Source organism: Agaribacillus sp. DX54, from assembly GCF_056858335.1.
Map to the genome: position 1 here is coordinate 1 of NZ_JBXEQE010000005.1, position 15,388 is coordinate 15,388.

Below are 15,388 nucleotides of genomic sequence, written 5' to 3' on the forward strand. Positions count from 1 at the left end.
ATAAAAGCAAGTCCGAATTGAGTTATACTAGGTAGTAGCGGATACTATTTCCACTTGGTACGGTACGATGGCAAAGTGATAAATATAGATACACGCCATTCGGAGGACGATAGCGAGGCTTTGTTGGTTGAAGATGGCGTGTATTACAGCGTAAACATTGAAGGCAAACGAAGGCTTTTGTTGGACAAGAAGCCTCATAGCTATGATCAACCAAAAGGAGAAGAGTAAGTGAGTACTGGGCTGATCATCAAAACAAAATCCTCAATGCATAAAAATCTTCAAAGCGCAAATTTAAATACAGACAACGTGATACAATATTTTTGGTGAAAGGTTTAGCTGATAGCCGGTAGTTATATCACTGCTTTGGCACGATACAAAACAAATGGATATGGATCAGTTTACATATTCGCGAAATCCGGAAATCTTTAAATAAGCGGAAAGGCTTAAACCAGGCTTTCCGGATTTATTTTTCCGGGCTAAATTTTGTTTTAATTTTAAATAATCACGTACCGTATTCAACCGGTATGAATATAGATACTTCGCCTATTACCTTAATAGATTGAGTTTAAGTTCCTTAAAATCAATGAGCTGAATTTAAAAATCAATTTTGAAGCCACCAATTTTTATCTTTAATTTGTGTCCATTTAACCATGTACGATTTCACCTGAGATTATATCCCCATATTTTACTTATAACTTTTTTGATCTGCCTGATTCACGTAAATTTGAAAATAGATGAATTAAATTTTTTATCATAATCTAATGCATGATAGTTTTTTACTGTTTCAAATAGCTTTTAGAATCCTTTGCCTGGCAAGGAGAACTTAGCATTTTATTATCAAGACATAGTTGGCTGGAACAACCGGAATTTGCTGGATGGTTAATAGCATTTTTTAGACATATTTCTGCGGTTTCAGGCAGAAAGCAACAGGCGGCAGATAGCCAAAGCTATTTGCCGGTTAGTGCCATAGCTTTTTATGTAGTTTTATTGAAAAACATCGACCAATGACTTTCAACAGCGTTACTTTTAGCTTACTCGTAATCATACTCTTTGCCGGAGCATTACCCGTTCATGGGCAAATGCACCTTACCAACTACCAGTCGATCTATGGGGATCTCGAGCAATCTTATCTGGGTTGGCATGTGGATATGGAAGGTGACCTCGTAGTGGCCGGCAATAACCGCTTTCCTGAGGATGAGGGATTTGGCGGCGCCTACCTGTTCAGAAGACATGATGATGATACATGGCGGACCGAGGCAACGTTAAAGATCAGTGAGCCGTTGATCACCCATGAAATAATTGAAGATGTACAAATTGAAGGTGATGTGGTAATGCTGGTCACATTTGATGGGGTCTATTTTTTTGAAAAGCCGGATGGAGGCTGGGGTGATATGGAAGAAACGGCTAAACTTACCGGAACAGGAGGATATAGCATAAGAGCGGCACAATTCCGTGATAATCGCTTGCTGGTATTGGAAACAAGCGAAACGAATGATCCGCCAACCCTGGTAAGCCTGTATGAAAAAACAGGTTCATCCTGGAGCAGCAGGGCGCTGGTTAAAACTTTTTCCCAGCCCGAAAAAAATATAAATATAGCCAATAGTTGTAAAAATTGTATTTTATTGGCGGAAGACTTTTTTGCGTTTAGCAACATCAGGATCGACCCTGGAAAAGTATTCGTCTATGAGCAGGCCGGAAATGGCGGTTGGCCGGATTTACCTACCGCTACCTATGAGCCCGATGCTTTGGCAGATACATATAGGTTTGGACAGTCGCTTGCTACTGACGGACAAACACTTTTTATCGGAAGCGTACAAGACCAGTCTAACAATACTGATGCGGCACTTTTTGTAGTGGAAAAAAGTGTCCAGGACTGGCAAAGCGCCGTATTATCGCCCCAGCTCACTTTTGATCGGAGCGATGTTAGCAATCCTGCGTTTAGTCTCCTTTTAAAAGGGGACTCACTGTTTGTCGGCCGCCAGTTCGCGGTTGATGAGCACTCGCCGTTGGCTTTGCTGTATCCGAAACCGGCAACGGGATGGGGAGGGCTGACCGGAGACGGTACACCCTTAAAATTGGTCAATGGGCGTGATCAATTAGTAGATATGCTAATGCTGGGCTGGAGCTTTGACCTGGAAGACGATTATGCGGTATTTGGCAATTGGATTGGAGAGCGTAAAGAAAGGGCCCTGCAGGAACAGGGCGAAGTAGCTTTTGCAAAATTAGCAGCAACGTGCCTGCCTGTTACTGAGATAGCTGACCCGGTAGTAAGTGTTGGGACAACAGGGCTCAATGTAGTAGCGTTGTCATGGGAGGCTCCGGGTTACAGCTTCCGGACCGAGATTGCCTACAGGGAAGCAGGCAGCGGAGGGGCGTATAGTACCCTGTTGAGTTCGGGACAGCGTGAATTGTTAACTAACCTCAAGCCCAATACCACTTATGAATATAAGCTTCGTAACATTTGTGGCGTTTTCGGTCTTCCCGACACAACCGCCTACAGCGCTCCCCGGCAGTTTACCACGGCCATGGGTGGCATTACAGAGCTGGTAAATGTGCCTGTGCGCGGGATAGAGGATGTTGACCCTGACCGGGTTCAAAGACTGGTAATAGATGACAGTACCGCAGTCGTTGGTTTGTCAGATTTCCGCCTTCTGATATTGGAAAATCAAGACAGTGTCTGGAGACGTGTTGCCACCCTCCAACCTTCTTCACCACCCGCTTTTCACAACGTGGCTATTGACGGCCACACGATCGTAGCTGCGAATTTTCCGTCCACTGCTACACCCGATGATAACAACGGACAACTGTTTATCTGGGAAAAACCAGATATGGGGTGGGAGGATATGGAAGAAACGGTCAAGGTTGTCATCCCCGCGATAACCGATGGGCAAAATATTTTTGGCCTTTCTCTTGAAATATCGGGCCCTGCAATTTTGGTAAATACACTCCAACACAATAATTCATTTTCAAATTTTCTGGGGTCTGTCTTTGTCGTTGAAAAAACCAATGGAAAATGGGGTGAAAACCCTCCGGCTGTGCTTACCGCTAATCTGAATGGAAGAATGGTCGATTTAGAACGTTATTATTTTGGGTTCGGTTTTTATGCTTCTCTAACGGAAGGTTTGGTTATTGCTTCCCGGCCGATGTTCATCAACAACTTATCACCAATTTTTACCGCACTCGACGATTTCAAGCGTAATCCATTGGTCTTTGTAAAGTCATCCTCTGGTTGGTCTACTGGCAGTGAGTCATTTGCATTGGCCACCATACATCCGGGATACCTGCTCTTTAATCTAGCTAATCTTGATCATTTGTCTGCGGCGGGTACGGCGGTTGCCACCATAGAATCTATTGGTTCTCATTTATTTTCTTTCAGGGAAAGGGTTAGCATTAACATAACCGAATTAGCACAAAATGGCGATTGGGCAGAAGCCCCGCAGGTGAAGGCAATCCATCCGTCTCCGGATCTTTTTGACCTTTCATCCTTTCATAAATTTACTGATGACCGGCTGCTTTTAGTCAATAACCATATCCATATGGGTAGTGCTCTAAAAAAGAACAATATAACCATTTATCATAAAACAAGTGATACCTGGGCCGATGCCGCTCCTGCTATAACAGCCACCATTACCAATTCCGACGGCCTGGACTCCGATGGTATAAGAGATTTTGATCAAAGTGGCCCTTTCTCAGGTTTTGTACAGCTCAAAGCCAATACGATCCGGGACAAACTTCAGTTTTTTACCGAAAACCGTTATTGCGTGACGCCGGAGAATATCAGCGCCACAGTTTCTGATAAAGGTACATCACCGGCAGTCACCATCAACTGGGAAAGCCTGCCCACGTCATCATCATGGGAAGTAGAATACAGGATCGCAGGCAGCCAGGAACTATTTCAGTTAGTACCTGCTTCTGAAAAAACGGTGACAATCAGTCAAAATCTGCGCTATGGTACCACCTACGAATACCGCGTCAGAAGCCTGTGTGCGGACTATCCGGACTTCCCGGTTTCAGCGCCCACGGCGCTTCAGCAATTCACTACGCCTTGTTTGCCACCTACCAATCTGAAGAGCGCTGCAGAAACCGATGCCGACAACAGTTTTGAGGTATCTCTTACCTGGGAACAACCCCATGAAAATAAGGGTTACAACATTGTTATCATGCTGGGAGACAGCGTGGTGGCAGATCTGCAATCCAGGGATCCCGGTGTTATACTTAACAGCGGTCTGCTTTTCAACGAGGAGTACCGTTTCCAGGTTCGATCCGTTTGTGGTTCATCTTCCGAACCCTTCTACTCAGCGTTTTCCGAAGGGACTTTTACCATCGATGAATTCATCCCGGAAGCATTAAAGTTATATCCCAACCCGACAACGGGCAGGGCAACGATGGAAGTTCCCGTCAGCCAGATTGACCTGAACCTGGGGTATCAGCTTGTGGATCATTTGGGAAAGACCCTTTCAACAGGGGTTATCACCAGAAATAACTTCGAGATCGACCTCACCCATCTGTCGCCTGGCATTTACCACATCGTACTTTCCAGCCCCGAAAAAAACACGACATTGCGGGTGGTTAAGTACTAAAACAAGCTATTAACCCGACACTATGAATTTTCAAACACTGCCTGGGACTGTTCTGAACGATCTGGTACATCCTGCTCATTCAGGGAAAATGACGTACTATATTGTACCGTTACTCATCTTGATACCAAAGGCCCTGTTTAATCAGTCCGAGTGTAACTCGCTTAAAATCAATCTTATGAATATATTCAATACGTGCAATCCGGGATTTGCCTGTCTCATATTTCCCTGCCTTTAACCATGTACGATTTCATGTGAGATTATATCCCCATATTTTACTTTTGACTTTTTTAGCTTGTCCGATTCACATAAATTTGGAAAGCAATGAATTAAATTTTTTAACAATAAACCAATGCATGATTGTTTTTTACGGTTCAAAATAGCTTTTATAACGTCCGGCTTATCATTGAAAGCTTAGATTTTATGAAAGCATAACCGGCTGGTGTTGCCAGAATTTGATGGATGGATAAGCGATTTTTTATGGACACCTTTCTGAGGGTTACTGTAGCAATAAACATATGGCGAATGGCCATCACGATGGGTCGGTGACCAGGGTTGCCTCGAATTCAGTTTTTATCAAAGATAATCAACCAATGACTTTCAACAGCGTTACTTTTAGCTTCATCATAATACTACTTTTCGGAGGAGCATTACCTACCCATGGGCAAATGCACTTTACCAACTACCATTCGATTTACGGGGATATGGAGCAATCTCGTCTGGGCTGGCATGTGGATATGGAAGGTGACCTAGTGGTGGCCGGCCATAACCGCTTCCCTGAAGATATGGGGCATGGTGGTGCTTATTTGTTCAGAAGACACGAAGATGATACGTGGCGAACAGCCGCAACGCTTAAGATGAGTACGCCCCTGGCTAACAACGAAATTATCCTCGATGTACAAATGGAAGGGGACGTTGTCATGGTAGTCACCTCCTTTGGCGTCTGTTTTTTTGAAAAAACCGGTGGGGGTTGGAGCGATATGGAAGAAACAGTTAAGTTTGCTGCGAAAGATGGCTATAGTATAATAGCGGCACAATTTCTGGGTGACCGCCTGCTGGTATTCGAAACAAGCGCAACGCATAATCCACCAACCCTGCTGAGCCTCTACGAAAAAACAGGACCATCCTGGGCCAGTCACAGCCTGATTGAGGCTTTTTCCAAGACAGATGACAGCTACGTGATGGATATTGATTGTAAAAGCTGTATTTTATTGGCAGAAGATTTTTTTGCGTTTAGCAACACCAGGCTGGACCCTGGCAAAGTATTTGTCTATCAGCAGTTAGCGAATGACGATTGGCCTGATTTGCCAACCGCTACTTATGAACCTGATCCTTTGTTAGATATACACAGGTTTGGCCAGTCATTGGCAACTGACGGACAAACACTATTTATCGGAAGCGCGCAAGACCAGCCTAACAATACTGATGCCGCTCTTTTTTTGGTGGAAAAAGGGGGCTTGGCCTGGCAAAACGCCACCCTGTCGCCACAGCTCGTGTTTGACCGGAATGATGTCAGCAATCCTGCTTTTAGTTTGCTATTAAAAGGGGATTCACTGTTCGTGGGTCGTCAATTGGCCGTCGATCAGGATTCTCCGTTGGCTTTGCTGTATCCAAAACCGGCAACCGGGTGGACAGGCCTTACCGGGGACGGTGTGCCCATTCAGCTCTTAAACAAGCGTGATGAAGCCGTAGATTTTACAATGCTGGGCTGGACCTTTGACCTGGAAGAGGATTATGCGGTATTCGGTAATTGGATTGGCCGGAGAAAAGAAAGACCCGTGGTGGAACAAGGCGAAGTAGCTTTTGCAAAATTAGCGGCAACGTGCCAGCCGGTTACCGAGATTGCTGATCCGTTGGTGCGTATCGGGTCAACAGGACTCAATGTGGTGGAGTTGGCATGGGAGGCGCCGGGTTACAGCTTCAGGACCGAGATTGCCTACAGGGAAGCAGGCAGCGGAGGGGCGTATAGTACCCTGATGAGTTCCGGACAGCGTGAATTGTTAACTAACCTTAAGCCCAATACCACTTATGAATACAAGCTTCGCAATATTTGCGGCGTTTTCGGTCTTCCCGACACCACCGCCTATAGCGCTCCGCGGCAGTTTACCACGGGCATGGGTGGCATTGCCGAGCTGGTAAATGTGCCTGTTCGTGGGATAGAGGATGTTGACCCTGACCGGGTTCAAAGACTGGTAATAGATGACAGTACCGCAGTCGTTGGTTTGTCAGATTTCCGCCTTCTGATATTGGAAAATCAAGATAGTGTCTGGAGACGTGTTGCCACCCTCCAACCTTCTTCACCACCCGCTTTTCACAACGTGGCTATTGACGGCCACACGATCGTAGCTGCGAATTTTCCGTTTAATTCTACACCGGAAGGTAACAACGGACAACTGTTTGTATGGGAAAAACCAGCGACCGGGTGGGAGGACATGGAAGAAACAGACAAGGTCATCATTCCTGCATTTTCCAATGGGCAAAATATTTTTGGCTTCGAACTTGAAGTATCGGGCTCCACCATTGTAGTAAATACCCTCCAACACAATAGCTTGGTTTCCAATTTCCTGGGCTCGGTTTTTGTGGTTGAAAAAACCAATGGAAAATGGGGTGAAAACCCTCCGGCTGTGCTTACGGCCGCCATCAATGGAAGATCCAGTGATTTGAGCCGTTATTATCTTGGATTCGGATTCAATCTTTCTTTTGTCGAAGATTTTATTGTGGCCTCCCGCCCATTGTTTCTTAGTAATTCTGCACCTCGTTATACGGCACGTGACGATTTCAACCGCAATCCACTGGCCTTTGTGAAACCATCCCCTGGATGGACTTCTCAAAATGAGTCATTTGAAATCACCACTAAGAATCCGGGATACTTGCTTGCGGAAGAAGAAAATTTTGAAGATCTGTCCGGGGCGGGTAATGCAGTGGCTATACAGGAAGTTATTAGTTCTCCTTTGTTCTCCTTTCAGGAGAGAACTACCGTGAGCATCATAGAATTGGCACAAAATGGTATTTGGCAAGAAGCTCCACGCGTAAAATCAATACATCCGTCCCTCGATCTTTTTGATAATTTCCCCTTCATACATTTAACCGGGGACCGTTTACTAATTGTCAATAATAATTTATTCACAAACGCTGCAGCATACAGCAACCATATTGCCATTTATCATAAGACCAGTGATACCTGGGCCGATGCTTCACTGGCGTTGGTAAATACTATTACTAACACTGATGGTTTGAGTTCCCGGGGGCTGAGAAGTTTTGATCACAGCGGCCCATTCTATGGTTTTGTACAGTTTGAGGCGAATACAATCCGGGACAAACTGCAGTTTTTTACCGAAAACCGTTATTGCGTTTCTCCCACCAATATTCTGGCTGCGGCTTCCGGTGAAGGCGCCTCTCCCGCAGTCACCATCAACTGGGAAAGCCTGCCCACCTCATCATCGTGGGAAGTAGAATACAGGATCGCAGGCAGCCAGGATCCATTTCAGTTGGTACCTGCTTCTGAAAAAACGGTGACAATCAGTCAAAATCTGCGCTATGGTACCACCTACGAATACCGCGTCAGAAGCCTGTGTGCCGACTATCCGGACTTTCCCGTTTCAGCGCCCACGGCGCTTCGGCAATTCACTACGCCTTGTTTGCCACCTACCAATCTGATGAGCGCTGCTGAAACCAATACTGACAACAGTTTTGAAGTATCCCTCACCTGGGATCAACCCCATGAGAATGAGGGTTTTGAAATTGTTATCATGCTGGGGGACAGCGCGGTGACAGATTTGCAGTCCTTAGATCCCGAGGTAATACTGAATCGCGACCTGCGCTTGAATCAGGAGTACCGTTTCCAGGTTCGATCCGTTTGTGGGACATCTTCCGATCCCTTTTACTCAGCGTTTTCCGAAGGGACTTTTACCATCGATGAATTCATCCCTGAAGTATTAAAATTATATCCCAATCCGACTACCGGACGAGCGACCATGGAAGTTCCCGTCAGCCAGATTGACCTGAACCTGGGGTATCAGCTTGTGGATCATTTGGGAAAGACCCTTTCAACAGGGGTTATCACCGGAAATAACTTCGAGATCGACCTCACCCATCTGTCGCCAGGCATTTATCACATCGTACTTTCCAGGCCCGAAAAAAATACGACACTAAAGGTAGTTAAGCACTAAAATATAATATTAAACCATACAATCCCCTGCTCTGCCCTTTAAGACATAGTGTAAGTGTCGACTTGTGTTAGGGGAGAGGGGTCAGGAGAGAGGAGACGGACGCTGGCGTCAGGTTAAGCATTAAGTTATATGAGGCACAAAGCCAGAGGAGCCCTCACGCTATCGGCTATTTTGAGATTCACCGGGGTGCGCCATTTAACTTTACTTTGGTCTGCTCCTTCGGATTGTATTTTGGGATTTTTACATTCACCGGCTTTACCTGCCAAATATCCCGGCAATACTGTCCGACTGTCCGGTCGCATGAAAACTTGCCGCTTCTTGCCACATTCAGAATAGACATTTTGGTCCATTTTGAAGGGTCACGATACACTTTATCCACTTCATCCTGACAAGCAATATATGACTGGTAATCTGCCATAAGCATATATTCATCATGATTAACCAGGGAGTCATAGACCGGCTTGAAAAGGTCGATGTTTTCAGGAGAGAAGTATCCCATACGAATCATATCCAGGGCTTTTTTAAGATCCGGATTGGTTTCATAGTAGTACTGAGGATCATAACCGTTCGATTTCAGGGCATGAACCTCGTCTGTTTTCAGGCCAAATAAGAAGAAATTCTCCTCACCTACCTCTTCCCTGATTTCGATGTTTGCACCATCCAGGGTGCCGATGGTTAGTCCGCCATTCATCGTAAACTTCATGTTCCCGGTACCGGATGCCTCTTTTCCGGCGGTTGAGATTTGTTCTGAAAGGTCAGCCGCAGGATAAACATGCTGACTGGTTTTTATATTGTAGTTGGGGAGAAAGATCACCTTGAGCCTGCCATTTACGTCCGGATCATTGTTGACAACTTCCGCCACGGAATTGATCAACTTGATAATCAGTTTGGCCATGAAATAACCTGTGGCCGCCTTGCCTCCGAAAATAAATGTCCGGGGAACGATGTCAATGTCCGGATTTTCCTTGATCCTGTTGTAGAGCGTAATAATGTGCAGCATCTTGAGGTGTTGCCGCTTGTACTCATGAATTCTTTTCACCAGGATGTCAAACATAGAATTCGGATTAATTTCCATACCTAAGTGCGTGGAGATATAATCGGCCAGATATTTTTTAACATTTTTTTTGCATTTTCTCCATTCTTTTTGAAAGGCAGGATCATCAGCATACTTTTCGAGTTTCTTCAGCTCATACAGATCCTTGATCCATTGGGTCCCGATTTTAGATGATATTAATGTGGCCAGGTTTTGATTATTGAGCACCAACCACCGCCTGGGCGTAACCCCGTTGGTTTTATTGCTGAATTTTTCAGGCCAAAGTTCATAAAAGTCTTTCAGGATCCCGGATTTCAACAATTCCGTATGCAGGGCGGCCACGCCGTTGATCGCTTTACTTCCAACACATGCCAAATTAGCCATGCGCACATATTTTCCACCACTTTCATCAATGATAGACATCCTGCTGATTCTTTCTTCATCTCCTGGAAAAGTATTTCTGACAACTTTCAGGAAATGATGATTGATCTCCAGAATAATTTCAAGATGACGAGGGAGCATGCTTCCGAAGATGCTCATGGGCCACTTCTCCAGGGCTTCCGGTAACAAAGTATGATTGGTATAGTTGACCGATTGACCGGTAACCCTCCAGGCCGTATCCCAGTCCAGGTGGTAATCATCCAGCAAAATCCTCATCAGTTCTGCCACTGCCACTGCCGGGTGTGTATCGTTCAATTGGATGGTAAAACTTTCGTGAAAAGACTCAGGGGCATTTTTACCTTCCCGGCAGTGCATTCTCATCATGTCCTGTAGAGAGGCCGATGTAAAGAAATATTGCTGCTCGAGCCGCAATTCCTTGCCTCTGACCTGCTCATCGTTAGGGTACAGTACTTTGGAAATATTTTCTGAAGTCACCTTATTATTGACAGCGCCATAATAATCTCCGTTGTTGAATCTTTGAAAATCAAAGGATTCCGATGCCTCGGCTTTCCATAAGCGCAATAGGGCCGAGGTATTGGTACCATAGCCAAGCACAGTGGTGTCATAGGGTACTGCGATTACCACATACTCGGGGATCCATTCGACACTGTATCTTCCATTTTGATCGAAATAAGCTCTGGTGTTTCCTCCATATTTAATAGATTGGGTTAATTCAATCTGTGCAATCTCCCAGGGGTTGCCATACTTTAACCATTTGTCAGTAATTTCTACCTGCCAGCCGTTCTTTATTTCCTGGTTAAACAACCCGAATTCATACCGGATCCCATAACCAAACGCGGGAACGTCGAGCGTCGCCAATGAGTCGAGAAAGCAGGCGGCAAGTCGGCCCAGACCGCCATTACCGAGACCTGGCTCTTCTTCCTGTTCAATTAAATCATCTAAATTCAGCCCCAGCTCCTTTAATGCTTTATCAAAATTGTCATAAAGACCGAGGTTAAGCAGGTTATTTGCCAGGTGTGGGCCCATCAAAAACTCTGCAGACAAGTAGGAAACCATTTTTGCCTTATGCTTAATGTATTCCCTGACCGAATGCAGTGTGCGGTGTAACATTCTGTCTCTCACCGAATACGCGAGGGCCATATAAAAGTCGTGCTGGCTGGCCAGTTGAGGTATTTTTCCCTGTAAATAATAGAGATTATCGAGGAAAGCCCTTTTAAGCGTTTCTTTTTCCGTGCCAGTACGGTCGTCTTCTATGATTATCTGATTATTATCTGAATTTTTCATATGGATGTTATCATTGAATTCACTGTAAGACTAATCGAAATAGTCCCGGAATTGTTTCTCAATAATACCATTAATTTTCAAATACGCTGGTCACATAATCAAATGGTAAAATTAATATAATAAAAAAATAACAGAAAATCGAGTTTTCCGAGCCAAAAAACACCCTCACATGGCGTAATTGGGACGTGGCTGTTTCTCAAAATTTCTGGCAAAAATCTTTGTGCCTTGGTGCCTTTGTGGTTCCCCTTTTTTCACCACGGAGACACAAAGGTATAGGGCTAAATAGGACAATATACCCACAGTTTTGTTTTGTGTGCCCGTTGTGCGGGTAACGCTGGTGTTGGTTTTCATTAAGAAACCATTTATACGATGATTTTACAGTGATGATACAAATAATCTCCGATCAATTCCGGAAAGATTTGTAAAAAGTATGTTGTACGATCGCCTCACAGGATTTAACTTACGCCAAAATAACAAGTTGTGGCTAGAAAACTTTTATTGTGTTTTTTTCTATTTGGGAACATGGCGCTGTCAGGATATTCGCAGCAAACAGGTACTTTTGGAAATAAACCCCTGAGATGGCATCTCAACCAGGATAGCACACGCTGGCTGGCATTACATACTTACGTGCAACTTTGGGCAAGACTCAACAGTAATAACCCGGGTACCCGGGTTTTTGATAATGTCGAAAAAACAACGACCGATATTTCTATCCGGCGGTTCAGGCTGGGGTTACAAGGCCAGCTTACGGAAAACCTGTTTGTCTACACGCAGCTTGGAATCAATAACCTGAATTACCTGTCACCACGGGGTACTTCGTCAGACCTGCTGGATGCTTATGCCGAATACCGGTTTTCAAACGCACTGGAGATTGGCGGCGGCAAGACCGCATGGAGTGGATTGTCAAGGTATTCAGCACCCAATACTTCTAAACTTCTTTCGTATGATCTGATTTTTCTTGCCTTGCCAACCAATGACGAAACAGATGACCTGATCCGAAAATTAAGTCTGTATGCCAAAGGGAAGCTCGGCAGGCTGGATTACAGGCTCATCATGTCTAAACCATTTTCCGTCCAAAACAGTCCGGATTTTGATCCGGTTCCCGAAGAAAACATCGCCAAATTTGCCGATAATGTGTCAGGCAGGCTGTATTCAGGGTATTTGAAATGGGAGTTGGATGGTAGTGAAAGTAATAAAATCCCTTTTTCGGACGGGAGTTATCACGGTGGCAAATCTATCATGAATATTGGGATGGGCCTGGAATTTCAACCCGATGCCTTGTGGCATCTCCAAAACGGGGATACCACCTTCAACGACATGCTCTTATGGGCTGTGGATTTCTTTCTGGACAAACCGGTTAATAAAGGGAAAAAAACGACGATTACTTTGTATGCGGGCTACTTTAATTACGATTTTGGCCCCAATTACACTAAAAATATCGGCGTCAACAACCCTGCTAATGCCATCGACCCGGCGACAGCTTCTTTGAACGATCCCGGTAATGCTTTTCCCGCGGTGGGTACCGGTGAGTCGTTTTTCACACAGGCCGGATATTTGTTGCCTCCGATGGACCCATCCGGTAAAATGGGCCGCTTGCAGCCGTATTTTTCGTTCCAGTATTCTGATTTTGAGAGATTAGATGATCCGATGGTCTATTATGACATGGGTATTAACTGGCTGTTTCACAGGCACCTCTCCAAGCTATCCCTCAATTTCCAAAGCAGGCCCGTGTACAGGGTGACTCAGGGCAGGACGGAAGTCGATACGCGAAAATTGATGGTGGTCTTACAATATATCATCAGGCTGGAATGAAAAGATCACTGACAACTGTTCAATTGCTCGTATTTTTACTGCTGCTGGAAGGGGTAGGAGCATCTATGTTACGTGCTCAGAATTCTGTGACCAATAAACCCCTCATGATTCACCTCAATGAGAAAAAAACACATTGGATCAGGTTTAGCAGCTACATTCAGCTATGGTCAAGGATTAATCAGAACAACCCGGGAACCACAGTTTTTGGCGAACCGCAAAGTGTCACTTCCGATATTTCCGTCAGGAGATTCCGTTTTGGTCTGCAGGGACAGCCCGCAGACAGGCTGTATCTGTATTTTTTACTAGGTGTAAACAATCTGAACTATCTTTCTCCACGTGGTACCTCGCTGGACCTGCTGGATGCTTATGCCGAATATAGTTTCGGCAAACATTTGTCTGTTGGCGGGGGCAAATCGGCCTGGGCGGGACTTTCAAGATATACTTCTCCCAGCAGTTCCAAACACATGAGTTACGATTTACCCTTTGTCGCCCTGCCTACCCTGGATGCTACCGATGACCTCATCAGGAAATTAAGCCTGCATACCAAAGGAAAAATCGGACGGATCGACTACCGGTTTGTTTTAACGAAGCCGTTTTCCGTTCAAAACAGCCGGTCTTTTAATCCTGAGCCGTTGGAAGGTATTTCAGGCTTCACAGATACCCGCTCATCTGCGCAATATGCCGGATATTTAAAATATGAGTTTTGGGAACGGGAAAGCAACAAAACATCTTATCAGGTGGGTACCTATCACGGTTCTAAAAAGGTGTTGAACCTTGGAATCGGCTTTAACTTTCAAAGCGATGCCCTCTGGTCTCGCAGACAGGGTGATACGGTATTTCATGACATGCATCTGACAGCGGTTGATTTTTTTATGGATCTTCCCCTGAATAGCTCAAAAAAAACTGCCATGACGCTGTACGCCGCTTTTTTCAGGTATGATTTTGGCCCTGACTATATCCGCCAGATCGGCGCCAACAATCCCGCTAACGGTGTAAATACAGGTCTTGGTTCTTTTAATGGGCGTGGCAATACCTTCCCCATTTCGGGCACTGGAAATTCTGGCCTTTTCCAAGCTGGCTATCTGCTACCACCGGTAGGCAAATCGAATGACCGGGGACAATTGCAACCTTATGCTACCTTTCAGTTATCCGGTCTCGAACGGCTGGCCGATCCCATGATTTACTATGATTTAGGAATCAATTGGCTATTTCAGGGCCACACTTCCAGGCTGACTTTGAATTTTCAGAACCGGCCCGTATTCGATGACCGCGGCGATGGTCTCAGGGTAGAAGACCGCAGGCTTATGGTAGTGATGCAGTACCAGGTGAGGATCGAATGAGATTTAAGTAGTCGACTTTCTTTTTATTTTAAAAGCCTGGCTCTGTTGTATTCCCAATTCATACGGTCGATATTAGCCACAGATATTTCCTGCGGACATTCTACCTGGCAGGCATGCGTATTGGAGCAGTGGCCGAAACCTTCTTTGTCCATCTGTGTTACCATGTTCACCACCCGTTGTTTGGCCTCCGGTTTTCCTTGCGGTAATTTTGCCAGGTGGGCGATTTTTGCCGCGGTAAACAGTGCGGCGCTGCCGTTTTTACAGGTAGACACACAGGCACCACAACCGATACAGGCGGCCGAGTCAAATGCTGATTCTGCTTCGGCATGCGTGATTGGAGTAGTATTGGCTTCGGGCGCATCCCCTACTGAGGTAGATATAAAGCCACCGGACTGTAGAATGCGATCCATAGAAGACCGGTCTACCTTCAGATCCCTGATAACCTGGAAGGCCCCTCCGCGAAAAGGTTCGATATATATAGTGTCACCGTCTGCAAAACTCCTCATATGCAATTGACAGGTAGTTGTACCAGCCAGTGGACCATGTGCCCGGCCATTGATAAATAACCCGCAAGTGCCACAGATACCTTCACGGCAATCATGGTCGAACTCTACAGGCATCTCATCTTTTATAATTAATTTTTCATTCAGGTAATCGAGCATTTCCAGAAAAGACATGTCCTCCTCCACACCGTTCAGCTCATAGTCTACCAGTTTGCCATCGGCATCCGGGTTTAATTGTCTCCAGATTTTCAAATATAATTTCATGCTT

General features: G+C 45.3%; 7 protein-coding genes. 5 read left to right on the plus strand and 2 right to left on the minus strand.

The features are described 5' to 3' along the window. Nucleotides 1-54 precede the first annotated feature (54 nt). From AC04NP_RS07600 to AC04NP_RS07610, 3 genes are all read left to right on the plus strand, one after another. Entirely contained in the window at nt 55-228 is a 174-nt protein-coding gene (locus tag AC04NP_RS07600) for a hypothetical protein (protein WP_482858928.1), read from the plus strand. A 776-nt stretch (nt 229-1,004) separates the two neighbouring features. Then, complete coding sequence (locus tag AC04NP_RS07605) at nt 1,005-4,580, plus strand: T9SS type A sorting domain-containing protein (RefSeq protein ID WP_482858930.1); 3,576 nt, start codon at nt 1,005-1,007, stop codon at nt 4,578-4,580. Nucleotides 4,581-5,095: 515 nt separating this feature from the next. Continuing rightward, nucleotides 5,096-8,746 carry a T9SS type A sorting domain-containing protein gene (locus AC04NP_RS07610; protein ID WP_482858931.1) on the plus strand — a complete coding sequence of 1,217 codons (3,651 nt, stop codon included), beginning with the start codon at nt 5,096-5,098 and terminating at the stop codon, nt 8,744-8,746. 178 nt (nt 8,747-8,924) lie between these two features. On the opposite strand, the gene AC04NP_RS07615 is transcribed toward AC04NP_RS07610, so the two are convergent. Beyond that, nucleotides 8,925-11,465, minus strand: coding sequence for a glycogen/starch/alpha-glucan phosphorylase (locus AC04NP_RS07615; RefSeq protein WP_482858932.1), 2,541 nt, complete (start codon nt 11,463-11,465; stop codon nt 8,925-8,927). Nucleotides 11,466-11,945: 480 nt separating this feature from the next. Here AC04NP_RS07615 and AC04NP_RS07620 point away from each other — a divergent pair, with 480 nt between their 5' ends. Both AC04NP_RS07620 and AC04NP_RS07625 read left to right on the plus strand, forming a co-directional pair. Beyond that, nucleotides 11,946-13,277: a porin gene (locus AC04NP_RS07620; RefSeq protein ID WP_482858934.1), complete on the plus strand. Its 1,332-nt coding sequence runs from the start codon at nt 11,946-11,948 to the stop codon at nt 13,275-13,277. Beyond that, nucleotides 13,274-14,617, plus strand: coding sequence for a hypothetical protein (locus tag AC04NP_RS07625; RefSeq protein WP_482858935.1), 1,344 nt, complete (start codon nt 13,274-13,276; stop codon nt 14,615-14,617). The genes AC04NP_RS07620 and AC04NP_RS07625 overlap by 4 nt, the downstream gene beginning before the upstream one ends. 23 nt (nt 14,618-14,640) lie before the next feature. Here the strand turns inward: AC04NP_RS07625 and AC04NP_RS07630 are convergent, their stop codons facing one another. Beyond that, nucleotides 14,641-15,384: a succinate dehydrogenase/fumarate reductase iron-sulfur subunit gene (locus AC04NP_RS07630; protein ID WP_482858937.1), complete on the minus strand. Its 744-nt coding sequence runs from the start codon at nt 15,382-15,384 to the stop codon at nt 14,641-14,643. Nucleotides 15,385-15,388: the final 4 nt, after the last annotated feature.